Here is a 25,308-nt window from a genome sequence, read left to right as displayed (position 1 = left end):
ATGTATGGCTGAATACCCAATCAACAAGGGTATCGGCCGTCCGGTAGAGTTCAAGGGCTTGAAGGCACAGTACCTCTTCATCTTCTGCGGAGGTCTGCTGGCTCTCTTCGTCCTGTTCGTCATCCTCTACATGGTCGGTATCGACCAGTGGATATGTATCGGCTTCGGCGCGGCATCGTCCTCCCTCCTTGTATGGCAGACCTTCGCGCTGAACGCCCGGTACGGTGAACACGGGCTGATGAAATTAGGAGCGGCACGGAGCCATCCCCGATACCTTATCAACCGGCGGCGGATAACCCGTCTGTTCAAACGACAACGAAAGGAAGAAAGACAATGAGGAATACATCGAAAATGACAACACTGGAAAACAGGTTCCCACTTTTAGCGGTGGAGCATGGCTGCATCATCTCAAAGGACGCCGACATCACGGTGGCTTTCGAGGTGGAACTACCGGAACTTTACACCGTGACGGGTGCGGAGTACGAGGCGATACACAGTTGCTGGTGCAAGGCTATCAAGGTGCTGCCGGACTACTCCGTCGTCCACAAACAGGACTGGTTCATCAAGGAACGCTACAAACCGGAGCTTCAGAAGGACGACATGAGCTTTTTAAGCCGCTCTTTCGAGCGTCACTTCAACGAGCGTCCGTACCTGAAACACACCTGCTACCTCTACCTGACCAAGACAACAAAGGAGCGTAACCGGATGCAGAGCAATTTCAGCACGCTGTGCCGGGGACATATCATCCCGAAGGAGCTGGACAGGGAAACCACGACCAAGTTCTTGGAAGCCTGCGAACAGTTCGAGCGCATCATGAACGACAGCGGGCTTGTCAGGCTGCGCCGCCTCTCCACCGATGAGATTGTGGGTACTGAGGGAAAGACGGGACTTATTGAACGCTACTTCTCGCTCATGCCGGAAGGTGACACCACCTTGCAGGACATCGAGCTTTCGGCAAGGGAGATGCGCATCGGCGACAACCGCCTGTGTCTGCACACCCTCTCCGACGCGGAAGACCTGCCGGGCAAGGTGGCTACCGACACCCGTTACGAGAAGCTCTCCACCGACCGGAGTGACTGCCGACTGTCATTCGCCTCCCCGGTGGGGCTTCTGCTCTCCTGCAACCATATCTACAACCAGTATGTGCTGATAGACAACAGTGAGGAAACCTTGCAGAAGTTCGAGAAGTCCGCCCGTAACATGCAGTCGCTATCTCGCTATTCAAGGAGCAACAGCATCAACCGCGAGTGGATAGACCAATACCTGAACGAAGCCCATTCCTACGGACTGACCTCGGTACGGGCACACTTCAACGTCATGGCGTGGAGCGACGATGCGGAGGAACTGAAGCATATCAAGAACGACGTGGGCAGCCAGTTGGCAAGCATGGAATGCGTGCCGCGCCACAACACCATCGACTGCCCGACACTCTACTGGGCGGCGATACCCGGCAATGCGGCGGACTTCCCGGCGGAAGAGAGTTTCCACACCTTCATCGAACAGGCGGTGTGCCTGTTCACAGAGGAAACCAACTACCGCAGCTCGCTCTCGCCCTTCGGCATCAAGATGGTGGACAGGCTCACGGGAAAACCGCTGCACCTTGACATCTCCGACCTGCCCATGAAGCGAGGTATCACGACCAACCGCAACAAGTTCGTGCTGGGTCCTTCGGGCAGCGGCAAGTCTTTCTTCATGAACCACCTCGTGCGCCAATATTATGAGCAAGGCGCACATGTGGTATTGGTGGACACGGGAAACTCCTATCAGGGCTTGTGCGGCATGATCCGACGCAAGACAGGCGGAGCGGACGGTGTGTATTTCACCTACACGGAAGATAAGCCCATCAGCTTCAACCCGTTCTACACCGACGATTACATCTTCGACGTGGAGAAGAAGGACAGCATCAAGACCCTGTTGCTGACGCTCTGGAAGTCGGAGGACGACAAGGTGACAAAGACGGAGAGCGGCGAGCTGGGCAGTGCCGTGAGTGCCTATATTGAGCGCATCCAATCCGACCGTAGCATCGTGCCGTCGTTCAACACCTTCTACGAGTATATGCGTGACGACTACCGCAAGGAACTGGCACAGCGTGACATCAAGGTGGAGAAGTCCGACTTCAACATCGACAACATGCTCACCACCATGCGGCAGTATTACCGGGGCGGGCGTTACGATTTCCTGCTCAACTCCACGGAGAACATCGACCTGCTCGGCAAGCGGTTCATCGTCTTCGAGATAGATTCGATTAAAGAAAACCGCGAACTGTTCCCCGTCGTGACCATCATCATCATGGAAGCCTTCATCAACAAGATGCGGCGGCTGAAAGGCGTGCGGAAACAGCTTATCGTGGAAGAGGCTTGGAAGGCCCTCTCATCGGCGAACATGGCTGAATATCTGCGCTATATGTATAAGACGGTCAGAAAATATTACGGCGAGGCAATCGTGGTGACGCAGGAGGTGGACGACATTATCAGTTCTCCGGTGGTCAAAGAGAGCATTATCAACAACTCGGATTGTAAAATCCTGCTTGACCAAAGGAAATATATGAACAAGTTCGACCAGATACAGGCGTTGCTCGGACTGACGGAAAAGGAGAAGTCGCAGATACTCTCCATCAACATGGCGAACAACCCTTCACGGCTCTACAAGGAGGTGTGGATAGGCTTGGGCGGCACGCAGTCGGCGGTCTATGCCACGGAGGTCAGCGCGGAAGAGTATCTGGCGTACACCACCGAGGAAACGGAAAAAGTGGAGGTTTACCGTCTGGCGGAGAAGCTGGGCGACGACATCGAAGCCGCCATCCGGCAGCTTGCCGAAAGGCGGAGAAACAAGGAATAACTAAAAAACAGAATGTATCAACCAAAAAAGAAAAACGCGTATGAATTTACCAAAAGTGAAAATGCTGCAAGTCAGCAAGTGCCTTATCGGATTGGCGGTCATGATGCTGCAATCCTGCGACGTGGCCGACAACCGCCGCGACATGCTGTGCGGGAACTGGGAGAGCGTGGAGGGAAAACCTGACGTGCTTATCTACAAGGAGGGCGAAGCCTACAAAGTGACGGTGTTCCGTCGTAGCGGTCTGCGCCGCAAGCTCAAGCCGGAAACCTATCTCTTGCAGGAGGAGAACGGCAACCTGTTCATGAACACCGGCTTCCGCATCGACGTGTCCTACAACGAGGCCACGGATGTGCTGACTTTCTCGCCAAACGGGGACTATGTGCGGGTGAAGCCGCAGCCGGGACATCCGACCGAAGAATAACAACCACTAAAATCCAAAGTAACATGAGAACAAGAATAACAATGATTATCTGCCTGTGCCTGCTTTTCGCGGGCAGGGCAAGCGCACAGTGGGTCGTAAGCGATCCGGGCAATCTAGCGCAGGGCATCATCAATGCCTCCAAAAACATCATCCATACCTCCAAGACCGCCACGAACATGGTGAGCAACTTTCAGGAGACGGTGAAAATCTATCAGCAGGGCAAGAAGTATTACGATGCCCTCAAATCGGTGAACAATCTGGTCAAGGACGCCCGCAAGGTGCAGCAGACCATCCTGATGGTGGGCGACATCACAGACATCTATGTGAACAGTTTCCAACGGATGCTCCGTGACGGGAATTTCAGACCCGAAGAGCTTTCCGCAATCGCTTTCGGCTACACGAAACTGCTGGAGGAAAGCAACGAAGTGTTGACGGAACTCAGGAACGTGGTGAACATCACCACGCTCTCCATGACCGACAAGGAGCGCATGGACGTGGTGGAACGCTGCCACTCGAAGATGAAGCGTTACCGCAACCTCGTGAGCTACTACACGAACAAGAACATCTCCGTGAGTTACCTGCGTGCGAAAAAGAAGAACGACCTCGACCGCATCATGGGGCTGTACGGGAACATGAACGAAAGATACTGGTAGCCTATGAAGTTCGACAACCTTCATCAGATTTTACGTTCACTTTATGAGCAGATGATGCCGCTGTGTGGGGACATGGCTGGTGTGGCGAAAGGCATCGCCGGGCTGGGTGCGCTGTTCTACGTCGCCTACCGGGTATGGCAGTCGCTGGCGAGAGCTGAACCGATAGACGTATTCCCGATGCTCCGTCCTTTTGCCATCGGTCTGTGCATCATGTTCTTCCCGACTGTGGTGCTGGGCACGATAAACAGCATCCTCTCACCCGTCGTACAGGGCACGGCAAAGATGCTGGAGGCGGAAACGCTGGACATGAACCGATACCGGGAGCAGAAGGACAAACTGGAATACGAGGCGATGGTACGCAACCCCGAAACCGCCTACCTCGTGTCCAACGAGGAATTTGACAAGCAACTGGAGGAACTCGGCTGGTCGCCCTCCGACATGGTGACGATGGCGGGAATGTATATCGACCGGGGAATGTACAACATGAAGAAGAGCATCCGCGACTTCTTCCGCGAGATACTCGAACTGCTGTTCCAAGCCGCCGCCCTCGTGATAGACACCGTCCGCACCTTCTTTCTCGTGGTGCTGGCGATTCTCGGTCCGATAGCCTTCGCCCTGTCGGTATGGGACGGTTTCCAAAACACGCTCACGCAGTGGATATGCCGCTATATACAGGTCTATCTGTGGCTACCGGTATCGGACATGTTCAGCACCATACTGGCGAAGATACAGGTTCTGATGCTGCAAAACGACATCGAGCGGATGCAGGCAGACCCGAACTTCTCGCTGGATTCGAGCGACGGGGTGTATATCGTATTCCTCTGCATCGGCATCATCGGCTACTTTACCATTCCCACCGTTGCGGGCTGGATTATCCAAGCCGGAGGCATGGGCGGTTACGGTCGCAACGTGAACCAGATGGCGGGACGAGCCGGAAGCATGGCGGGCAGCGTGGCGGGTGCAGCCGCAGGAAACGCAGTCGGACGTGTCGGCAAATTGCTGAAATAATCAATGTGCAATCATAAATTGGAAAATATAAATGGAATTCAAATCACTTAGAAACATCGAATCGTCGTTCAGGCAGATACGCCTGTTCGGTATCGTCTTCCTCTCGCTGTGCGCCGTGGTGACGGTGTGGAGCGTGTGGAACTCCTACCGTTTCGCAGAGAAGCAACGGGAGAAAATCTATGTGCTGGACAACGGCAAGAGCCTGATGCTCGCCTTGTCTCAGGATTTGTCGCAGAACCGCCCGGCGGAGGCACGGGAACATGTGCGCCGTTTCCACGAGATGTTCTTCACGCTATCACCTGAAAAAAGCGCGATTGAACACAACGTGAAACGTGCCTTGCTGCTGGCGGACAAGAGCGTGTACCACTATTATTCGGACTTCGCGGAGAAGGGGTACTACAACCGCATCATCGCCGGGAACATCAACCAAGTGCTGAAGGTGGACAGCGTGGTGTGCGACTTCAACGCCTATCCCTACCGTGCCGTGACCTACGCCACACAGAAAATCATCCGGCAGAGCAACGTCACCGAGCGCAGCCTCGTGACCACCTGCCGCCTGCTGAACGCATCGCGGTCGGATGACAACCCGAACGGTTTTACCATCGAGGGTTTCACCATCATTGAGAACAAGGATTTACAGACTATCAAACGGTAACAGGACATGAAAAGTATCAGAAAATCAATGTGGGGCATGTATTGGAAACTCCACGACAAACGGAAACGCTTGGCGGCAAGTCTCAAAGGGTATCTGGACGGCTTGCCGCCGGAAACACGCCGCCGCATCGTGCTGGGGATGTTCGCCGCCTTCGCGGTGCTTGCCCTTTACACCTTCGGCAGAGCCGTCTATGACATCGGCAGGAACGACGGCTCACATATGGAAACGGGACACGCCGGACGGGTGGAACTGCCGACCCCGGCGGAAACAGGCAATCACTTAACACCTTATTTATATGGAACAGACAAAGAATGAACCGACGAAAGAGAACAAAGCTGCTCCCGAAACGGGGAAACCGAAAAAGGAGCGCGAACCGCTGACAGAGGCGCAACGGCTGAAACGGCAGAAGATGATCGTGCTGCCCGCTATGGTGTTGGTGTTCATCGGGGCGATGTGGCTGATATTCGCCCCGTCCTCCGGCAAGGAGCAACCGCCGGGAACGGACGGATACAACACCGAGATGCCCGACGCTGACAAGGCGAACCGGCAGATTATCGGCGACAAGCTGAAAGCCTACGAGCATGGGGAGATGGAAGAGCGTCAGGAGAGCCGCAACCGTGCCATCGGGCAGCTGGGCGACATGTTCGACCGCGAGATAGCGGGAACGGAGAACGGAGTGGACTTCGACCTCGCCAATCCGGGCGGCAAGGAAGAAAGGGCAAAGCCAGCCACGCCGCAGACCATCCAGTCCTCCGCAGCCGCCTACCGTGACCTGAACGCCACGCTCGGAAACTTCTACGACCAGCCGAAAAACGACAATGCGGAGATGGACGAATTGTTGGAGCGCATCGCATCGCTGGAGTCGGAACTGGAAAGCGAGAGGGGCAAGGCTTCCTCTATGGACGAGCAGGTGGCTCTTATGGAGAAGTCCTACGAGCTGGCGGCAAAGTACATGGGCGGTCAGAACGGAGGACAGCCATCGGCGGAACAGAGGGCAGAGCCAACTACCGTGCAGAAAGGGAAGAAGAACAAGGCAATGCCTATCAGACAGGTGGAGCATCAAGTAGTTTCTTCACTCTCACAGCCTATGAGTAACGCGGAGTTTGTCGCCGCCTTATCGCAGGAACGCAACCGGGGTTTCAACACGGCTGTCGGCACGGCGGAGGTATTGGACAGGAACACCATACCGGCGTGCGTGCATGGGGCGCAGAGCGTGACGGACGGGCAGACGGTAAGGCTGCGCCTGCTGGAGCCTATGGCGGTGGCAGGCAGGACAATACCCCGGGGTGCGGTGGTGGTCGGCACGGGCAAGATACAGGGTGAGCGGCTCGACATCGAGATTACCTCGCTGGAATACGACGGCACGATTATCCCCGTGGAGCTTGCGGTCTATGACACGGACGGACAGCCCGGCATCTTCATCCCGAACTCGATGGAGATGAACGCCGTCCGGGAGGTCGCCGCCAACATGGGCGGCTCGCTGGGAAGCAGCATCAACATCTCCACCAATGCCGGGGCGCAGCTCGCCTCCGACTTGGGCAAGGGGCTGATACAAGGCACGAGCCAGTACATCGCCAAAAAGATGCGAACCGTCAAGGTGCATCTGAAAGCCGGGTACAGGGTCATGCTTTACCAAGAAAAATATTGAAAACAATAAAAATTACCACTAAAATCCAAAAGTAATGAGAAAAGTAATCATCATGTTTGCCCTCGCTATGGGCATCATAACTGCCAACGCGCAGGAGAATGTAACCGTTGAAACGACCAACGGAAGTGAACAACCGACCTTGACGAAGGAGGTCTATCCGCAGAAGGAGGCGGACGGCGACCTATATCACGGGCTGTCACGCAAGCTGACCTTCGACCGCATGATACCGCCGCACGGTCTGGAAGTGACCTACGACAAGACCGTCCACGTCATTTTTCCGGCGGAGGTGCGCTATGTCGATTTAGGCTCGCCCGACCTGATTGCCGGGAAAGCCGACGGAGCGGAGAACATCATCCGTGTGAAGGCTACCGTAAGGAATTTTCCCAACGAAACGAATATGTCCGTCATCACGGAGGACGGCAGTTTCTACACCTTCAACGTGAAGTACGCCGCCGAACCGCTGTTGCTCAACGTGGAGATGTGCGACTTCATCCATGACGGCAGCACGGTGAACCGCCCGAACAACGCGCAGGAAATCTATCTGAAAGAGCTGGGCAGCGAAAGCCCGATGCTGGTGCGCCTTATCATGAAGTCCATCCACAAACAGAACAAGCGCGAGGTGAAGCATATCGGCTGCAAGCGTTTCGGCATCCAATACCTGTTGAAAGGCATCTACACGCACAACGGCTTGCTTTATTTCCACACGGAGATAAAGAACCAGAGCAACGTGCCTTTCGATGTGGACTACATCACTTGGAAAATCGTGGACAAGAAGGTTGCGAAGCGTACTGCCGTGCAGGAGCAGATTATTCTGCCGCTCCGCGCGCAGAACTACGCCACCCTCGTGCCGGGCAAAAAGAGCGAGCGCACGGTCTTCACGATGGCGAAGTTCACCATCCCCGATGACAAGTGCCTCGTGGTGGAATTGAACGAGAAGAACGGCGGCCGTCACCAGTCCTTCGTGATTGAGAACGAGGATTTGGTACGCGCGGGTACCATCAACGAACTTCAAGTACGCTGACCATGAGAAAGTACATCGCAATAATCATCGCGTCGCTTGCCCTTTTTACAGGGCAGGCGCACGCCCAGCGGTGTCTGCCGAAGATGCAGGGCATCGAGGTGAGGGCGGACATGGCGGACGGCTTCAATCTCGGCGGCAAGGACGGCGGGTACAGCTTCGGGGCGGCTCTCTCCACCTACACGAAGAAGGGGAACAAGTGGGTGTTCGGTGGCGAATACCTGTTGAAGAACAATCCCTACAAGGACACCAAGATACCCGTGGCGCAGTTCACGGCGGAGGGCGGCTATTACTTCAAGATACTGTCGGACGCCCGAAAGATTGTTTTCGTCTATGCCGGGGCTTCGGCTCTCGCCGGATATGAGGCGGTAAATTGGGGGAAGAAGGTGCTGCATGACGGCTCCACGCTGCACGACCGGGACGCCTTCATCTACGGCGGTGCGCTGACGCTCGATGTGGAGTGTTACGTGGCAGACCGTATCGCCCTGCTTGCCAACCTGCGGGAGCGTTGCCTTTGGGGTGGCGACACACGGAAGTTCCACACGCAGTTCGGGGTCGGTATCAAGTTCATCATCAACTGACACGGGCATGGAAAGGACGGAAATAGATGCTGTCAGAAGGATGCCGCTTGCGGATTTTCTCGCACGGCTGGGGCATGAGCCTGTCAGAAGGAGCGGTAACGAGCTGTGGTATCTTGCCCCGTACAGGGGCGAGCGCACATCCTCTTTCCGTGTGAACGTGGCGAAACAGCTCTGGTACGACTTCGGTTTGGGCAAGGGCGGCGACATCTTCACGCTTGCCGGGGAGTTTCTGCAAAGCGATGACTTCATGAAGCAAGCGAAGTTCATAGCGGAAGCCGCCAATATGACGGTTGCCGGATGGGAAAAGCCCGTCTATCTCTCGAAGCCGACCGAATCCGTTTTTGAGGATGTGGAGGTCGCTCCGCTGCTCCGCTCACTGCTGACGGAGTATTTAGAGGAACGGGGCATCCCTTACGCCATCGCATCCCGTCACTGCTGCCGCTTGAACTACGGTGTGCGTGGGAAACGGTATTTTGCCGTTGGCTTTCCGAACATGGCAGGTGGCTATGAAGTCAGAAGCCGATATTTCAAGGGTTGCATACCTCCGAAGTCTGTATCACTGGTAAAGGCGAATGACATCCCGGCTGACGAGTGCCTCGTGTTCGAGGGCTTCATGGACTTTCTCTCTGCCGTGACGCTTGGTGTAACCGGTAACGCTGACTGTCTTGTGCTGAACTCAGTCGCCAACGTGGAGAAGGCGGCGGGATTGCTGGACGGATACGGGCGCATCGGCTGCTTCCTCGACCGTGACGAAGCCGGACGGCGGACGCTTGCCGCACTTACCATGCGATACGGGGAACGTGTCACCGACCGTTCCTCCCTCTATGACGGTTGCAAGGACTTGAACGAGTACCTGCAACTGACAACGAAAAAACAGAAAAACAACCATCTAAAAATCGAAGAACAATGAACATACTGAACAACAGAAACAAGAGAACATCAATATTCAAGGCAGTGGCGTTATGCCTGATAGCCGCCATGTCATTCACCCTCGTGTCATGTGACGATGACATGGACATCCAGCAGTCCTATCCCTTCACGGTGGAGGTCATGCCCGTGCCGAACAAGGTAGTAAAGGGGCAGACAGTGGAAATCCGCTGTGAACTGAAAAAGGAGGGCGACTTTTCGGGTACGCTCTATACCATCCGCTATTTCCAGTTCGAGGGGGAAGGCTCGCTCAAAATGGATAACGGCATCACCTTCCTGCCTAACGACCGCTACCTGCTGGAGAACGAAAAATTCCGCCTGTACTACACGGCGGCGGGTGATGAGGCGCATAATTTCATCGTGGTGGTGGAGGATAACTTTAGCAACTCCTACGAACTGGAATTTGACTTCAACAACAGGAATGTAAAGGACGACGATCTTACCATCGTTCCCATCGGCAACTTCAGCCCCTTGTTGAAATGATGCGTGTATTCATGACAATGCTCTGTTCACTTCTGACGGTCTGTTCTGTGTCCGCGCAGATCAGCCGCCAAGAGGGAACGGACGGGCAGGCGGCAATCTACCGACTGCCGCTTATGGAACGTGCTTTTTTATGCTGCCGCTACTTTGAAGGCTGGCACTCAGAAAAACACTACCCATACGTCGGTTGGGGTCACAAACTTTTGCCAAACGAGAAGTATTCGGCACGAACCATGACAAAACGGGATGCGGATGAACTTTTGCGGAAAGACCTGCGCAAATTTGTCGCCATGTTCCGTAAATTCGGGGTTGATTCGATTTTGCTTGGCACGTTAGCTTACAATGTGGGACCGGCGAAGCTGTTAGGCAGCAAAACAATCCCCAAAAGCACCTTAATCAAGAAGCTGGAAGCTGGTGACAGGAACATCTACCGTGAGTATATAGCCTTCTGCAACTACAAAGGAAAACGCCACGCCATGCTGCTCAAACGGAGAAAGGCGGAGTTTGCGCTGTTGTATATCCCATAAAAGGACTGACAAAACTGGCAAAAGACGTGCCATATTTAACTTGGCACGTCTTTTGCTCTATCACTTGATAGATTATCGTAGGATTTTCTCGTTAATTGACATCGTTGAGCCATTTTTGCCTATCGGTTTCCAAATAACACTTCAAGTTGTAAGTGTTGTGAGAGCAATACAAAACATAGTTATTAACCATAAAAAGTATAGCGAAATTATGAAGAAAGTATTTAGGAAAATTCAGAAAGGAACAACAAAAATGATTGAACGTATCAAATCGTTGGGGGAAATGGAGACGAAGCAGAAATGTGTAGTTCAACGGTTCGAGATTATCATTCCCCTCCACCAAAAAATAACGACCCAATATATAGCCTCCGCAAGTTTTACTTGCGGATTTTTTAGTTATCGCAGATTGGACAAAGGTTTCTTTGCTACTTTCTTTGTCCGCCATCATGCTCACTGAAAGAAAGTAGGGCGGCTCTCGCCGCCCCGCCACTCAAAAGCGTGTGTAAAGTCCCGTCACCATCGTGAACATTTCCTCCAGCATATCAAAATAGATACCCTCGTGTACGGCAATGTCCTTTGTCTTGCACTCAAAGGTCTTTTTGCTGAACGTCCTGCGGTAGAAGCGCATATTGTAGAGGTCTGCCCCTTCGTCATAGATGATGTCAAGGCGGTTGGCACTTGTTTTGTTCCTTGCAAGGCTCATCCGTAAGCCGTTGCCCATATCTATGAAATCACGGCTACCTGTCATGGCGGTGAAGCGTTTTCCGCCTATCTGCTGTAATATCGTCTTGGCTATCATATCTTTTGTTTTTAGGGTTTTAAGTATTGGCGGTGCGGACACCGCCATCCCGTTCAAAATTCTCGCATTTCGGAAATGGGGGTCTGCCGTTGTAGCCACTCTTTCACACATTCCATATTGTACTCGCTCGTGATGACTGCCGTATGGCTGTCGGTGGCGGTGAAACGTGTGCTTTCGTAATCATCTATCCACCCCTTGAGGGTGTCCGTTCCCCACGCTCCGGTATCGTCAAAGATACCGTCCAATGCCGTGATAGGTTCGCTGAACTTGACTATCAGCGTTTGATAGGTCGTGTTCATAGTCTGTCCTCCTTTCCCTTCTTTGCGTTCAGCCACTTGTCCCGTGCGGCTCGGCACTCGTCCAACGTGGGTTTGACACAAGAGAACAATTCTCTGTCTATGGGGTGGCGGTAGTCGTACTGCACAAGTGTCCGCCTGCGTCTTCCGATACCCGATTGGAAACGCTCGTATTTCTCCGTACCTGCTTCCGCGCAGGTGCTTACTCCGTTGATGGTCATTCGTGTTGTCATAATGTTGCTTTTTAGATGGTTAAAAATGTACTGACAGAACTCTGTTCTTCATCACCATTTCGGGGTTGCTTGTGTAGCGTTGGTGCAGGTAGAAATGGTGTGAGCCGAAGCCGTAAAGGAAAAACTTGTCAAGTTCGTGCTTCTCGGCAAACTCCTTTACGCTCTTTCTCAATTCCCCCTCACTCGTTGTGAGAGTGAGGAGGTTCACAAATTCAAGGAACATCGTGGGGATTGCATCATCCCACACACAAATCATACTTTCAATTCTTACTTCCATATCAATGTTGTTTTAGGGGTTATGCTATGCCGCTTTCATCCGCTCACGGATAAGGTTGGCGTTCTTGTTCACAAGGTCTATGATGCGCTCGTGATATTCGGTGTCCTGGTTGTGCTTGCCGTGGCACTGCACCACTTCGAGGGTTCGCAAGTCCACCTCTACGGTTTCAATAATCTCATCGCCAATCCTTGCCGATAGTATGAGGGTGTCGGCTTTCTTGTAGTATCCACTGCCAAACACGCAGATGCCCTGCGTCTTGCCCTCGTTGTAATACTCGTCTATGCTTTCAAGCACCTTGACGATTATTTCCTCGTCCGTGATTACCAAGCCGAAGAATTTGGATTTGTTGGCGATGAAATCCTCCGCATCTTTCTTTCGTTGGAGTTGTCGCTGTTGCTCACGCTCACGCCTTTCAATCTCCCAACGGCGTTGCTCTGCGGCTCTTTCCTTCTCGTGTATGGCTTCAATTTTTCGGGTTGCGTTGTCGTGTGCCGCCATGAAATCTTCGGGACAGATGTTCTTCGGGTTACGGAGGTCTTGACCGAGTTTTTTGAGCATACGCAGATAGTCGCACCACATTGAGAGGTTGTCTATCTGATACTTGTGACGCTTGGCAATCAGATATGATGCCCAACATTCATCGGCAGTACGGGTATTGAAAAGAAAGTGTTTCATGACCTCAATCTCACCGCCTTTCATAAGGGTTTCAATTCTTGGGTCTGAAAGCAAGGCTTTGAAAAGACGCACGGGGGAGATGCCGTGGAAATCGCCCTTGAAGCCGTTACGTCTGAGTTGGGGCAATATCCTCATCTTTGGATATGCACAGCTTCTTGCCACCACATCATCGTATAGGCTGTTGTGCGGTCTTACCTCCATATCGCTGCCTAATGCCCACACATCGCAATAGCAGAAAAGGAAGCCACGGAGCAACGCCATGTCCGTAACCTTGCCGTCGGGTGAAATCCAACGCTGCACGACCTCGTGGCAGTAGAAACGCATCGGTTCGCCTTTCCTGCTCTCGCATCTGACCTGCGCCACGCGGATTACCTGATACCCTTTGCAGGTGGTTATCACGCTGAAATTCTGCGTTTCCTTGTAGATGCGTCTGCGTGTGTCCTGCACTTTGAGTTCGGCATGGCATTTGGGGCAGGTGCAGCCTTCAAGGGTGTCGCATAGTCCGCTGTCGCTGTGCCACTCGTGACCGCAGTCGGAACAGGTGATGTTCCCTTTCTTGGTGCGGTAGCCGATATGCTCAACGCAGTGGCGGTATGCCCAATCTATTTGTGTCGCTGATATGGGGCGAAGGTTGGCGGAAAGTCTTGCCACCTCTTTCTGTATCTTGGTCTTCGGTTTCATAAGCCTAAATCAAATAATGAGGGTTGGGGTTGGTTTTCTTTTCTCGCTGACGGTCTGTGGCGGTTCTGCAACTTGCGGAGTTCCTCCTCTTGGTATTTGCGGACAGCGTTCTGACGTGCCTCCGCCTTTTCCTCTGCCGTGAGTTTCACAACGTGGTTCACAACCACTTGGCAGTCCATCGGTTTGCCCACCTCTATCTCGTTTTCCTCATAGTAGTGGATGGCTTGCCCGAATATCTCTCCGTCCGTGAAACCGTTGCAACCGCTTTTCTGCACATAGTTCAGAATGTGGGTCACGCACTCGTCCATGTTCTTGGCAGGGTTGCGGTACTTCTTTGCAAATAGCGCATCTTCCTCCGCACGCTGTTCCAAGTACATATATATCGTTCTCTTGAAATGGTCTGTTCCTTTCATATCGCTGTCATTTTTAGATTATCTGTTTCAGTATCTCTCTCCAATAGGTCGGCTCTACCTCGCTGAGAAGGAAGTCCATGAAATCCCTCCGTGCGTCCTTGTTCAGTTCGTGGTACAATCTTCGGAAAGTTTCAAAATTGCCGTTGATGTACGTTTCCACCATATACACGAAGATGTTGTCCACCTCGTAATATCTGCACTGCTGCGCTGCCGTCTTGCTGTTTCTTTTTGCCATGTCGGTAAGGGTTAAAGGGTGAATAACCAAAGGATGAAGCCAAAGAAGGCAATGGTGGAAAGGATAGCCACGATTACACCTATCGCCACTCGGAACACTCCGTTTACAATCTCTCTGATGATGCCCCAAAGGATGCCGAACACCCCGAAGGCGGTGCGCATCATCAAGCCGCATATCGCCAACCCGATGTGTTGCGCCATTTGTCTGAAATTTGCCGTTGCCGTCATATCTTCGCTGTTTTTGATTTTTTTGTTTTTAATGCGGATTCAAGAGCTGAGGGAGTTGAGTTTCAAACTATCTTATCTGCCTCTCGTTTATCCGACATTTTTTTTATGCGTCTTTCTGTCGCATCGGTCGTTTTCGTTTCGGGTGCTTGAAAAGGTAGGGATTAGGGAATGCAAGGTTTTTCGGTCAAAATACTACCCGCAGGGCTGGAGATTTTTACCGAAAACAGGAGGCTTGACCTTGCTTTCCCGTCCAATCCCGGAATTACCTTTGCGCCCAGAACGAAAATGACTGACTGATGCGGCTTACTGAAAGGCGCAAAATGGAGGTAAACGAAAACAGAGGCAGATTGTGTAGAAAAAAACTTCAGGGGAAAATCCGTAAAAAAAAGAATCACCAAAAGGAAAAAGACATCACCGGAAGCGTGAAAAGGGCAAACCACAACAAAGGAAGTATGATTGTTTCCGATCCGACGGAACTTGTTCAGCCGGGTGGCAACAATCATTCTTCCCGGTTTGTCCGGCTGTGTGTGGGCGCCTGTTTCATTCATGGGGCAGGCTGACACACTCTGCATTCACTTTCCGCTTCCGGCAAAAGAGACAGCGAAAAAAGAAAAATCATTTGAAAACCCGTAAAAGCACCTCTTGGCATAGGCGCAAAAGAAAGGGGCATTGCTTCATCTGTCTAAACATCGTTTAGGCGTGAGGCAATGCCCTTTTCTCCAGCTATGCGGTAGTCGGCACACGTTTGTTCCAAACTCGTTTTGGGCAATGGTGTGCCGACGGACAATACCGCTTTTACGGAAAATTCTTATGAATGAGGGGATAAAAAACGGGAGTTTATATCAAAATCTCGAATTAAATAGCTACTTTTGCATACGAAGAGTTCTTTGAAGGTTACGCAACGCGCAGAAGGATAATGCAGTAGATAACTAACTAAATCGTAACCTATTACTATCAAGAGCAATTAACCTACGCTCATTTCCAATAAATTACACTCTTTTCGTAACTTCTTGATGCAAAGGTACGAGGTATGGCCAAGTCTCGCAATACCTAAAAGTAAGTATTTTGCGGTGTTCGGCTGGCATGCGTTGGGAAGGTCTGTCTGAGTGGCGTTCATCGGAATGTCTATGGTAAGGACCTCCTGCGGAGGTCCGATTTGTTGTAGCCCCCATTCGAGGCTCGCAGAGCCGATGAATGGGGGTAAATAAGGCACCCACAACCCACGACCCCTTGTGGGTCGGACAGCCTATTCTAGGATTAATTTTGATGTCCTAGACCCTATTGTCCGACCCGCAAGTTCATTTAGCAGTAGGCGGCTACTGCAAGCGTTCATAGACATTTCGGAATATGCTCTACTCTCCTTCTCAGGTAAGGGGGAGTAAGAGGAATGTGGGTGGTAATTGGGGTAGTTTTTCGGTGAGGGGATAGCTCATCCAGCCCAATACCGGTGGTACTAGAGGTTGCCATTCTCTCTGCTTTTGTGCTTCAAACTTTGCTTGGCTTATGGTCTGTCGCTCCATTTTCCTCACCGCTTCAAGGTACTCCTTGGCTGCCTCTCCAGGATAGATGAGTGGGGTGGTATCGCGTGGTATCTTGGCATAAACGTCGGTCGCTTCCCACTTAAAGCCCAACCGCTTGTAGTAGTCAATGAGCCAAATCTCGGCAGGAACTAGAAAAGCCATGGCATACCCCTCCGCTGCTAGCTCCTCGAGTATCTCTTTGATAAAATGCTTCATCACCCCCTTGCCTTGCTCCGCTTTGGCGGTGCAGACACTATAGAGGTAGGCTACGCGAAGAGGTGCCTTTCCATCTCCAGTGCGGTAGAGATACTCTACCACCTGCGTGAAAGCGATGATATCCCCTCGGTCATTGCCAAGTATTTTAGTCGTTTTTGGCGAAGGGAGATGCTCTAGCTGCAGAAGGTAATAGTGGTGATATTGAGGGCCAAAGCACTCGGCAAGTAACTGTAGTATTTGCTGATTGAGCCGATTGTCTGAGCTGCTATACTCAATCCTCTTCATACGAAATAGCCACCTTGTGCTTCTCCAATATCTTCATGGGCTGATAGGATAGCTTTGCTTTCCGCAGTCCCTCCAACCCTAGATCCTCCTCTCTATTGATGCGAACATACTGCTCTGGGAGGTGGCTCACAAACTCTTGATTGATAATGGTAAAGGAGCCATCATAGTCGGTATCTGCCTTTTCGATATGCACTCCAAAGCAGGCGTGGCTAATTGGCATCCCTAGGGTAAACGCCACTACCTTGCCCTCCACTCTGATACAGCCGCCACGGAGCCCTATCTCCTTCCACTCCTTGAGCGCCTTCATTACCATTTTCCGCTCGTCCGCCATCCCTGGCGTGGTCTCGGTATCAGCATACCAACGGTTCTCCAGAGCGATGCACTCATTGGCATTCTCATCGGAGATTGGCTCGTAGGTATAGTCGGGATACTGACGCTTGAACCGATTGATATGATTGCGCTTACTCTGTAGCTTTTTCCCAGAGAGGGTCTCTAGCTTCTCACGGTCGTAGAGATAATCGGCATTGTCTCTGTTGCTAAAGATTTTGAGAGAGGTTGGCTTGGTCTGCTCTAGTAGCTCAATAGCGGAGTCCTGCACCGACATTAGAATGAGCGGGTGCCCCTCCATCTTGCTTGTATGCTCCATATCCTTCAGCACCTCCACCAGGTTCCCCTTGCCAATAGGCATCAGATAAGCTTGGTTGCCAGTATCGAAGCTTCTAAAGCGTATCAGCATCATCTCTTTGTGAAAAGCCACAGAGGTGAGGTAGAGAAAGCCCCAATTGTATAGGTTTCCAAAAGAGTAGTCGCAGTTACAGTAGGGATTATCTTCTAGGTAAGCCAGTATCTGATCCCTATCCTCCAATCCTACTCTATGAAACTCTATTAAGTCTGCCATGGTTGCTTTGTATCCTTTTATATATAATGTTCTTACTCTTAGTTTGCAAAGATACCAAATATAAAGTTAGTCGGTACGTCGTTGGTCGAGCCGAAGGAGTATAAAGAGGAGAATTGTGAAGCTCAGTAGGGAGGAGCCTCCGTAGCTAAAGAAGGGTAAAGGAATACCAATTACTGGTATCAGGCCGATCACCATACCAATGTTGATGGTGATGTGAAAGAATATAATACTTGCCACACTATACCCATAGGTGCGAACGTAGGGGTCTACCTGACGCTCCGAAATGTAGATGAGGCGCAGTAGAAGTGCGGTGAAAAGCCCCAATAGCACTAAGCTCCCAATAAAACCAAACTCCTCCCCTATCGTGCAAAAGATAAAGTCGGTATCCTGCTCCGGCACAAAGGAGAGCTTCGTCTGAGTCCCCTGTAGATACCCTTTGCCAGTGGCACCACCCGAACCAATCGCTATAAGGCTTTGTCGGACGTTGTACCCCGCACCCGAAGGATCGTCCTTCATGCCTAGGGAGACCAAGATACGCGTCTGTTGGTGTGGCTGAAGTATTTTGTCAAAGAAATAATCAACGCCCGAGGTGAGTCCTAAGCTCAGAACTGCCACAAGGGCGGCGAGCCAAAGGTGCTTCCCCTTGTGCTGAAAGCTCTGCACTAGTGTGAAGACTAGCAACACTCCTAGAGCAACCAGTGCAAAAAGGGCATAGTCTACAGGTCTGAAAAAACTGATAATAAAGGCCAATAGCATAGCCGCTGGAAGTGGAATCAAGGTGGAAAGCCACAGCCGATAGGGGAGCTTGCAATAGCCTATTGTGGTGATAAGCACTGCAATATAGATGACTATCGAAAGGAGTAGGAGACTTGCATTGGTCGCCCCCCACACCACTCCGTTGTACCTCAGGGTCAGCACAAAGAGGGTGACTAGTAGAATGCCAAAAAACGGCACCGCACTAGTGAGCCCCTCCCTATAGAGCACAATCACAAAGGCAAGGAAGACGAGTGCTGATCCAGTTTCACTCTGTAGGATAATGATGAGTATCGGCAGTATGAATATAAATAGAGCCACCACCAATTCTCGGGGTTTGGAGATATTAAATTCATACCGCGAGGTCCACCACGCCAGCATCATCGCCGTTGTCACCTTGGCAAATTCGGCCGGCTGTATCCGTATTGAATCTGTGATCACTAGCCAGGAGTGAGAGCCTTTGATATTGGGGGCTAAGAAAATGGTCGCCACCAATATCAGCAGGGTAATTGCGTAAAGAAGTGGGGCCGACATCCTCAGAAGGCGACGGTCCATTAAGAGGATAGCCAAGCCCGCGGCAAAGCTCACGCCCATCCAGATGAGTTGTGACTGCGTGCGGCCCGAGATGGTGATTTCCCTAATCGTCTGTTCGGGATCAAAGCCAGCTGCATAGATCGTAAACCACCCCGCTGCCACCATCACTAGGTAGAGAGCAATGGTGATGAGGTCAACCCCCTTGAGTGGTTTCGGACTGGTATGTCGATGATTATTGATTCCCATACAATTAGTAAATAATGCTATTCATCATCATCGTTTCGTACACCTTCGACTCGGCCCCTATCTCGTGGTCATGGAGATAATAATCCATCATCAGCCGCCCTATTGGCACACCAAATGTGGCACCAAATCCACCATTCTCCACAATCACAGCCACTGCCACTTGTGGGTCTTCTTGCGGTGCATAGCCAATAAAGAGCGAGTGGTCCTTGCCGTGCACATTCTCCGCCGTTCCTGTCTTGCCACACACCTTGAAATCAGGGAGATTGGCCTTTCGGCAGGTACCTCCCGTCACCGCCCCCCGCATGCCTTGGTCTATGTAATCAAAGTAGATGGGATCTATTCCTGTCTCGTGTCGCTCCACATAGAGGCTATCGGATGGGAGACCCGATATCCCCTTCACTACATGGGGCGTATAGAAGTACCCTTTGTTGGCCACCGTAGCACAGAAGTTGGCCAATTGCAGAGGGGTTGCTAGAATCTCGCCCTGACCTATTGAGATAGAGATGATGGTAGAGGAGTGCCAGTTGCCCTCTCCATAGATCTTGTCATACATCAGGCTATTTGGGATAAACCCACGTTTCTCCCCAGGTAAGTCGAGCCCCAAGGGGTAACCAAAACCAAGTTTGACGATAGATTCCGTCCACTTCTTAAAGGCGGTAGCAGTAGTGGGGAATAGCTTCCGATCGTCCAGCATATTGCGGAGCCCATAGCAGAAGTAGGCATTACACGAGGTGGCAATTGCCGGAATCAGCGAGATGGGGGAGGGGTGTCCGTGGCAGGCAGGTCGATTTCTAAGAGGTGGGTAGCCGTGGTAGCAAGGGTAGCTATCACTTACAGAGAGGGCTCCAGCCTGCAAAAAGACCGCTGCCTGTGCTGGCTTAAAGGTGGAACCGGGAGGGTAGGTTCCCATAATTGCTCTATTAAAGAGCGGCATCTGAGGGTTCGCCTCCAGAGCTTTATAGTTATTACCCCGATCCCTCCCCACCAGTAGCTTGGGGTCGTAAGAGGGTGAGGAGACCAAAGCACGTACCTCTCCACTCTTAGGCTCTATCATCACGATGGCTCCCCGCTTGCCTGCCAGTAACCGCTCCCCATATGCTTGTAGCTCCATATCTATAGATAGGGTGAGGTCATGCCCCGAAGTAAGTGCTTCATTGAGTTCGCTATCATCTCGCTTTCCTTTCACCCTTCCGTGGGCGTCGCGGATATAGATTTCTTTGCCCTTCTCGCCCCTCAGAAATCGCTCATAGCTTAGCTCAATACCACTCTTGCCAATATATTCTCCAGGGCGGTAGTAGGGGTCACGCTCAATATCCTTGGGACTCACCTCGCCCATATAGCCCAGCATCAAGCCTGCGGCAGCGTACTTGTAGTCTCTTACTGTGCGGTGCACTACGTAAAATCCAGGAAACTTATAGAGCTTCTCTTCTAATAGCCCCGCCTCCTCCTCACTAATCTGTGGCAGCAGTAGCTGCGGTGTATAAGGGGAATAGCCTCTATTCTTCTTGCGATTGCGGAGGTCCGCAAAGCGTTGCCTCAGTTCGGCTGGCTCAAGGTTGAGGATGCTACAAAATTCGAGGGTATCAAATGGCTCCACCTCTCTGGAGATGATATGGATGTCGGCAGCCGAGTTGTTGAAGACCACTAGGTTGCCCCGACAGTCGTAGATCATTCCTCGCGAAGGGTATAATGTCTTCTTGAGAAAGGCAATATCTTCCGCCGCAATTCGATACTCCGGGGAAAGCACTTGTAGGTCAAAAAGACGACCTAGGTAGAGTAGCACTACCACTAATATGGCAGCACCGACAGCATACTTTCGGTGTGCAAATTTATTCTTTTGGCGATCCTTCATGCAGGGTGATTACGCTTAGAGAATGCCTCAAAGATGGCAAAAACCACGCAGGTGATCAGTGTGGAGCCAAGGATATGTGGCACCATCTGTAGGAATAGAGTGCTGGAGAAGGCCTCCAATAAGAGGAGTGTGCCAACGTGCGTTAGGACCATCAGTAGGATAAATAGCAAATACTTGCCCCGCTTCATCGTGTAGATAGAGGGGCGAATAGGAGCCGAAAGATCCTCTATCGCTTGCTCCTCAGTGAAGGCAAATAGAAAGGGATTGCGGAGGTAACCTACCAAGGTGGCCGACGCCATATTCAGCCCAGGGGTATTCATCGCCATATCCATCAAAAGCCCTACAAGAGTACCGAGTAGGGTGGTGAGCCATCGGGGCGTTTGGTAGGGAAGAAATATCAATGGATAGAGATAAATAATAGGGATCAGGTACCCAAAGAGACGGATATTATTCATCACCACTACCTGCAAAAGTAGTAGTAGTAGGCTCTGTAACGTATAACTAAAGTAGTGCTTATTCATCGCTCACCTTTCTCCACTGCTTCGATCTCCAATCGCTCCTCACGCTCATAGTTCTGAACCACATAGACATACTTCAGAGTGCCGAAAGCAACCCCTAGCTTCACCCTCAGTGCGCGGAAGTTGTCGTTAGGCGATTCTCCCTCTCCCTCCACGGTGCCAATAAATAGCCCTTCAGGGAAAATGGCAGAGTAGCCACTCGTCACCACACTATCCCCCACATTGTAGGGAGCGTGCTTTGGGAGATTGGTCAGCAAAGTATGCTCTAAGTCCTTTCCATCCCACGAGAGAGTGCCCACATATTCACTTCTCGGCGAGGGCTTGCAATTGAGCTTAAAGTCGCTATTCACCAGAGGAATCACCTTGGCATAGTTACGCCCTGTCGTCTCCACCACTCCCACGATGCCCTCATTGGAGAGTACCCCCATGTCATTTTGGATCGCTTCGGAGCTACCCATATCTATTGTGAGATAGTTTTTACCACCAAAGAGTGTAGTGCCTACCACCTGAGCCACCTTGTACTGGTAGGGGAAAGGGCGTATCACGCTATCTGTGGAGAGCCTTTGCCATGTGAGCGAATCCACCTCCAAGCGACGGAGCTGATACTTGAGGCGTTGGTTTTCCTCCTCTAGTACCGCATTCCTACTCATCAAGGCTACATTGGCATCCCTAAGGCCTAGGTACTCATTGCTCTTATTGGCATACTCCGTCACGGTGCCAGTAACGGCATTGGTGCTACTAAGGAGTACACTATTGCGATAAACACTCCCATTGAATAACAATAGGAGTGCTATCACCTCCAGTACCACAAATAGCAGGGTGTGGGCATTGGAGCGTAAAAACTCTAAGAGCTTATCCATACTTACCTACAAGTCGGCTACCGGTATGCCCAACCTTGACTACTTAAATAGCTGGCTGTAAGTATTGCTATTTTCGAGTACAATATGGGTTCCCTTTGCTACCGCATAAAGGGGGTCTTCTGCTACGTGGAAAGGGATTTGGAACTTATCTTGTAGCCTCTTGTCCAATCCCTTGAGCATCGCACCACCACCAGAGAGGTATACGCCATCCTTAAAGATATCGGCATAGAGCTCAGGTGCTGTGGCATCAAGTGCATTGGAGATAGCCGTCTCGATCTTCTGCACCGACTTTTCCAAGCAACCAGCGATCTCACGATAGCTCACCGTGATGGTTTTAGGAAGCACACTCGCAAGGTCTTGCCCTATTACTGTATAGTCATCGGGTCCCGCCTCTAGCTCGGGCAGGGCAGAGCCCACATTCTTCTTGATCTCCTCTGCCGTTGGTTCGCCTATCCGTATTTGGTGCTTTGCCTTCATGTAGTCCACAATGTCGTTGGTAAATTCATCACCCGCCACCTTGATCGACTTATTGGAGACAATACCTCCCAGTGAAATCACTGCAATCTCCGTGGTACCTCCACCAATGTCCACAATCATATTGCCCTTAGGCTCCAGTACATCTAGTCCAATGCCGATGGCAGCCGCCATTGGCTCCATAATGAGGTATACCTCGCTGGCGCCCGCCTTTTCAGCAGCATCGCGCACCGCCCTTAGCTCCACGTCGGTACTGCCCGATGGCACACTCACCACCACCTTTAGAGCCGATGGAAATAGACTCTTTTTGGTCCTCGCCATCTGGATAAATCCTCGGATCATATGCTCCGTGGCATTGAGGTCGGCCACCACACCGTCGCGTAGTGGACGTACGGTCAGAAGGTCGTTATTTTCCTTTCCTACCCTCCTATATGCTTCGCTACCTACCCATTCGATTTTCTCGCTCTTGCGATTCATCGTGATATAGCTAGGTTGGTCTATGACAATCTTTCCCTCCTTAATGATCACGGTATTGGCGGTACCTAAGTCAATCGCCATCCGCTGTGTAAATGAGAATAATCCCATACTATTATCTATCTCGTCTTAAATACTTGTTTCTCTTTCTCTATAAAAGCCCTCTCCCTGCCTTTTTAATGCTTAAAGTGGCGTACCCCCGTCATGTACATTGGTATCTTGTGGTCACGTGCAAAGACAATGCTCTCCTCGTCTCTCACCGAGCCACCTGGCTGAATGATCGCCTTGATGCCAGCTTCATTGGCAAGCTGCACACAGTCGGAGAATGGGAAGAAGGCGTCACTGCTGAGCACTGCTCCCTCAGTGCTAAATCCCATAGCCCTTGCCTTCGCCACCGCTTGGTTTAGGGCGTCCACTCTCGAGGTCTGCCCATATCCAGCACCGATCAGCTGACCATCCTTCACCAGTACAATCGCATTGCTCTTGCAGTGCTTTACGATCTTCATCGCAAAGAGTAGATCCGCTACCACCTCGTCACTTGCCAGGTATTCACTTGTAGGGGTGAGCTCCTCTGCACTCTCTATCTTCTTATCCTTAGCTTGTGCTAGCAAGCCGCCCACCGCCGAGCGGTAAGTGTACTTGCTCGAGTCAAAGCCGATACGGTCAATGAGTAGGCGACGATTCTTTTTCTTTTCAAGGATTTCAAGTGCCTCGCTAGAGTAGTCGGGTGCAATCAGTATCTCAATGAAGAGCTTATCCAGCTCCTCTGCCAACGCTGTGTCAACACCTCTATTGAGTACCACGATGCCGCCAAAAGCCGAGACAGGGTCAGAGGCGAGTGCCTTGGTGTAGGCCGTGTGGATATCTTTGTCGCTAGCCACGCCACAAGGGGTGTTGTGCTTGATGATCGCAGCGGTAGGTTCATCGAAGTCCTCTATCAACGCACACGCCGCCTCTAGGTCGAGGATATTATTGTAGCTCAGTTGCTTGCCGTGGAGGATTTCAAAACGTTCGGTAAGGGCTGTGCCATAAAACTTTGCCTCCTGATGAGGGTTCTCCCCATAGCGAAGAGGATAAGCCACAGGAATGGATAGCTCAATGCCCTCCTCAGGTAGCTCCTCAGTCACTTTGGAGCCCGCAAAATAGTGGTGAATGTGGTTGTCGTACTCCGACGTGAGCCCAAAGGCCGCTTTGGCCATTTCCTTCCTCTGCTCCTCAGTGGTCACCCCCTTGCCACTCTGTAGCATCTCCAGAAGGGCGCCATAATACTTGCGAGAGGCAATGATGAGGACATCCTTGTAATTCTTCGCTGCTGCACGGATCAAGCTCACTCCACCGATATCAATCTTCTCGATGATCTCCTCGTGCGTACCACCCGATGCGATAGTCTCATCGAAAGGGTAAAGGTCCACCACCACGAGGTCTATCTCCAGGATGTCGTACATATCGCACTGCTTGGCGTCGTCTGCATTATCTCTTCTGGAGAGGATGCCACCAAAAATACTAGGGTGTAGCGTCTTCACCCTCCCGCCTAGGATAGAGGGGTAAGAGGTCAATTCCTCCACTGCCGTACACTCTAGACCCAATCCAGTAATATACGTTTGTGTACCTCCCGTAGAGATCAGCTCCACACCAAGTGCAGCCAGCTCCCTCACTATGGGCTCCAGTCCTTCCTTATTAAATACCGAGATGAGCGCTCTCTTAATTTGCCTTTCCGACATAGTTTTACCCTCTATAAAATCGATTTACTTTGCACCCTGCAATAGTGCCTGTACAGTTTTCCGCAAAGTTAAATAAAAATAGCGACACTCCGACCCTTTTGTCCCCACAGATCAGGGGTTACGCATTAGAAAAGACTATTGTGCGAATGATGATATACAATCTGTTGAGGATAATGGCGTAAGGACCTCGGCAGAGGTCCCTCTTAAATAGGCACAGGTCGGAGGGGCGTTAGTCCCGAACGACCTGTGTGCAAGAGCATATTCACCACCTGCTTGACCCCGGCTGAGGGGTCAGACCTAGAGATAGGGTTGTCCGACCCCTCGGCCGGGGTCGCAAGGGTGTGTGGTACCTCTTTATACACAGGTCT

31 protein-coding genes are annotated in these 25,308 nt (G+C 51.6%); 14 read left to right on the top strand and 17 right to left on the bottom strand.

Annotated features, from left to right (window positions below; all coding sequences use genetic code 11):
- The first annotated feature begins 4 nt into the window (after positions 1-4).
- The 14 genes from A3GK_RS0102675 to A3GK_RS11755 all read left to right on the top strand — a co-directional run bounded on the left by A3GK_RS0102675 (position 5) and on the right by A3GK_RS11755 (position 11,210).
- On the top strand, positions 5-337 hold the full coding sequence (locus A3GK_RS0102675) for a DUF4133 domain-containing protein (RefSeq protein WP_004291514.1): 333 nt from the start codon (positions 5-7) through the stop codon (positions 335-337).
- A complete protein-coding gene (locus tag A3GK_RS0102670) occupies positions 334-2,838 on the top strand; it encodes a TraG family conjugative transposon ATPase (RefSeq protein WP_004291515.1) in 2,505 nt (834 codons plus the stop codon). Before A3GK_RS0102675 ends, A3GK_RS0102670 begins: the two co-directional genes overlap by 4 nt.
- Positions 2,839-2,878: 40 nt before the next feature.
- Positions 2,879-3,259, top strand: coding sequence for a DUF3876 domain-containing protein (locus A3GK_RS0102665; protein WP_004291516.1), 381 nt, complete (start codon positions 2,879-2,881; stop codon positions 3,257-3,259).
- Between the two features lie 23 nt (positions 3,260-3,282).
- On the top strand, positions 3,283-3,912 hold the full coding sequence (locus A3GK_RS0102660) for a DUF4141 domain-containing protein (protein ID WP_004304283.1): 630 nt from the start codon (positions 3,283-3,285) through the stop codon (positions 3,910-3,912).
- 3 nt (positions 3,913-3,915) lie between these two features.
- Positions 3,916-4,920, top strand: a complete 1,005-nt coding sequence (traJ, locus tag A3GK_RS0102655) for a conjugative transposon protein TraJ (RefSeq protein ID WP_004291518.1) — start codon at positions 3,916-3,918, stop codon at positions 4,918-4,920.
- Between the two features lie 31 nt (positions 4,921-4,951).
- Positions 4,952-5,575 carry a conjugative transposon protein TraK gene (gene traK, locus A3GK_RS0102650; protein WP_004291519.1) on the top strand — a complete coding sequence of 208 codons (624 nt, stop codon included), beginning with the start codon at positions 4,952-4,954 and terminating at the stop codon, positions 5,573-5,575.
- A gap of 27 nt (positions 5,576-5,602) precedes the next feature.
- On the top strand, positions 5,603-5,890 hold the full coding sequence (locus tag A3GK_RS11595; protein ID WP_018697145.1) for a TraL conjugative transposon family protein: 288 nt from the start codon (positions 5,603-5,605) through the stop codon (positions 5,888-5,890).
- Positions 5,871-7,223 carry a conjugative transposon protein TraM gene (gene traM / locus A3GK_RS0102640; protein ID WP_004291521.1) on the top strand — a complete coding sequence of 451 codons (1,353 nt, stop codon included), beginning with the start codon at positions 5,871-5,873 and terminating at the stop codon, positions 7,221-7,223. Before A3GK_RS11595 ends, traM begins: the two co-directional genes overlap by 20 nt.
- Before the next feature lie 34 nt (positions 7,224-7,257).
- On the top strand, positions 7,258-8,244 hold the full coding sequence (gene traN / locus A3GK_RS0102635; RefSeq protein WP_004291522.1) for a conjugative transposon protein TraN: 987 nt from the start codon (positions 7,258-7,260) through the stop codon (positions 8,242-8,244).
- Positions 8,245-8,246: 2 nt separating this feature from the next.
- Complete coding sequence (locus A3GK_RS0102630) at positions 8,247-8,822, top strand: conjugal transfer protein TraO (RefSeq protein WP_004291523.1); 576 nt, start codon at positions 8,247-8,249, stop codon at positions 8,820-8,822.
- A 7-nt stretch (positions 8,823-8,829) separates the two neighbouring features.
- Complete coding sequence (locus A3GK_RS0102625; RefSeq protein WP_004291524.1) at positions 8,830-9,732, top strand: toprim domain-containing protein; 903 nt, start codon at positions 8,830-8,832, stop codon at positions 9,730-9,732.
- On the top strand, positions 9,729-10,232 hold the full coding sequence (locus tag A3GK_RS0102620; protein WP_004291525.1) for a DUF3872 domain-containing protein: 504 nt from the start codon (positions 9,729-9,731) through the stop codon (positions 10,230-10,232). The genes A3GK_RS0102625 and A3GK_RS0102620 overlap by 4 nt, the downstream gene beginning before the upstream one ends.
- Positions 10,229-10,756 (top strand): glycoside hydrolase family protein, encoded by a 528-nt coding sequence (locus tag A3GK_RS0102615; protein WP_004291526.1) that lies wholly within the window; start codon positions 10,229-10,231, stop codon positions 10,754-10,756. Before A3GK_RS0102620 ends, A3GK_RS0102615 begins: the two co-directional genes overlap by 4 nt.
- A 64-nt stretch (positions 10,757-10,820) precedes the next feature.
- On the top strand, positions 10,821-11,210 hold the full coding sequence (locus tag A3GK_RS11755; RefSeq protein WP_004291527.1) for a hypothetical protein: 390 nt from the start codon (positions 10,821-10,823) through the stop codon (positions 11,208-11,210).
- A gap of 33 nt (positions 11,211-11,243) precedes the next feature.
- Here A3GK_RS11755 and A3GK_RS0102605 read toward each other — a convergent pair whose 3' ends face one another.
- From A3GK_RS0102605 to purH, 17 genes are all read right to left on the bottom strand, one after another.
- The gene (locus A3GK_RS0102605) at positions 11,244-11,552 is read right to left on the bottom strand and encodes a hypothetical protein (RefSeq protein ID WP_004304290.1); all 309 of its coding nucleotides are present in this window, start codon (positions 11,550-11,552) and stop codon (positions 11,244-11,246) included.
- Positions 11,553-11,605: 53 nt separating this feature from the next.
- Positions 11,606-11,851 (bottom strand): DUF6956 domain-containing protein, encoded by a 246-nt coding sequence (locus A3GK_RS0102600; RefSeq protein WP_004291529.1) that lies wholly within the window; start codon positions 11,849-11,851, stop codon positions 11,606-11,608.
- Positions 11,848-12,081: a DUF3873 domain-containing protein gene (locus A3GK_RS10305; RefSeq protein WP_004304291.1), complete on the bottom strand. Its 234-nt coding sequence runs from the start codon at positions 12,079-12,081 to the stop codon at positions 11,848-11,850. Before A3GK_RS10305 ends, A3GK_RS0102600 begins: the two co-directional genes overlap by 4 nt.
- 19 nt (positions 12,082-12,100) lie before the next feature.
- A complete protein-coding gene (locus A3GK_RS0102595; RefSeq protein ID WP_004291531.1) occupies positions 12,101-12,358 on the bottom strand; it encodes a hypothetical protein in 258 nt (85 codons plus the stop codon).
- Positions 12,359-12,382: 24 nt separating this feature from the next.
- A complete protein-coding gene (locus A3GK_RS0102590) occupies positions 12,383-13,714 on the bottom strand; it encodes a PcfJ domain-containing protein (RefSeq protein ID WP_004291532.1) in 1,332 nt (443 codons plus the stop codon).
- Positions 13,711-14,127, bottom strand: a complete 417-nt coding sequence (locus tag A3GK_RS0102585) for a PcfK-like family protein (RefSeq protein ID WP_004291533.1) — start codon at positions 14,125-14,127, stop codon at positions 13,711-13,713. The genes A3GK_RS0102590 and A3GK_RS0102585 overlap by 4 nt, the downstream gene beginning before the upstream one ends.
- A 13-nt stretch (positions 14,128-14,140) precedes the next feature.
- Positions 14,141-14,362, bottom strand: a complete 222-nt coding sequence (locus A3GK_RS0102580; RefSeq protein ID WP_004291534.1) for a hypothetical protein — start codon at positions 14,360-14,362, stop codon at positions 14,141-14,143.
- A gap of 11 nt (positions 14,363-14,373) precedes the next feature.
- Positions 14,374-14,589 (bottom strand): hypothetical protein, encoded by a 216-nt coding sequence (locus A3GK_RS0102575; protein WP_004291535.1) that lies wholly within the window; start codon positions 14,587-14,589, stop codon positions 14,374-14,376.
- 161 nt (positions 14,590-14,750) lie between these two features.
- Positions 14,751-15,137, bottom strand: a complete 387-nt coding sequence (locus tag A3GK_RS11585; protein ID WP_009126113.1) for a hypothetical protein — start codon at positions 15,135-15,137, stop codon at positions 14,751-14,753.
- 816 nt (positions 15,138-15,953) lie between these two features.
- Positions 15,954-16,610, bottom strand: a complete 657-nt coding sequence (locus A3GK_RS0102565; protein WP_018027969.1) for a GNAT family N-acetyltransferase — start codon at positions 16,608-16,610, stop codon at positions 15,954-15,956.
- The gene (locus A3GK_RS0102560; protein ID WP_018027968.1) at positions 16,597-17,508 is read right to left on the bottom strand and encodes a DUF2156 domain-containing protein; all 912 of its coding nucleotides are present in this window, start codon (positions 17,506-17,508) and stop codon (positions 16,597-16,599) included. The genes A3GK_RS0102565 and A3GK_RS0102560 overlap by 14 nt, the downstream gene beginning before the upstream one ends.
- 66 nt (positions 17,509-17,574) lie before the next feature.
- Entirely contained in the window at positions 17,575-19,041 is a 1,467-nt protein-coding gene (gene rodA / locus A3GK_RS0102555) for a rod shape-determining protein RodA (RefSeq protein WP_018027967.1), read from the bottom strand.
- Positions 19,042-19,045: 4 nt separating this feature from the next.
- Positions 19,046-20,893, bottom strand: a complete 1,848-nt coding sequence (locus A3GK_RS0102550) for a penicillin-binding transpeptidase domain-containing protein (protein ID WP_018027966.1) — start codon at positions 20,891-20,893, stop codon at positions 19,046-19,048.
- Positions 20,890-21,414 carry a rod shape-determining protein MreD gene (gene mreD / locus A3GK_RS0102545; RefSeq protein ID WP_018027965.1) on the bottom strand — a complete coding sequence of 175 codons (525 nt, stop codon included), beginning with the start codon at positions 21,412-21,414 and terminating at the stop codon, positions 20,890-20,892. The genes A3GK_RS0102550 and mreD overlap by 4 nt, the downstream gene beginning before the upstream one ends.
- Positions 21,411-22,271, bottom strand: coding sequence for a rod shape-determining protein MreC (gene mreC / locus A3GK_RS0102540; RefSeq protein WP_018027964.1), 861 nt, complete (start codon positions 22,269-22,271; stop codon positions 21,411-21,413). Before mreC ends, mreD begins: the two co-directional genes overlap by 4 nt.
- Positions 22,272-22,310: 39 nt before the next feature.
- Entirely contained in the window at positions 22,311-23,330 is a 1,020-nt protein-coding gene (gene mreB / locus A3GK_RS0102535; RefSeq protein WP_021903779.1) for a rod shape-determining protein, read from the bottom strand.
- A 65-nt stretch (positions 23,331-23,395) separates the two neighbouring features.
- Positions 23,396-24,940 carry a bifunctional phosphoribosylaminoimidazolecarboxamide formyltransferase/IMP cyclohydrolase gene (gene purH / locus A3GK_RS0102530; RefSeq protein WP_018027962.1) on the bottom strand — a complete coding sequence of 515 codons (1,545 nt, stop codon included), beginning with the start codon at positions 24,938-24,940 and terminating at the stop codon, positions 23,396-23,398.
- Positions 24,941-25,308: the final 368 nt, after the last annotated feature.

Origin of the sequence: Porphyromonas somerae DSM 23386 (genome assembly GCF_000372405.1) — a bacterium.
Lineage (GTDB): Bacteria > Bacteroidota > Bacteroidia > Bacteroidales > Porphyromonadaceae > Porphyromonas_A > Porphyromonas_A somerae.
Note: the sequence above shows the minus strand (reverse complement) of the source record. Positions and strands in the feature narration are given on the sequence as shown.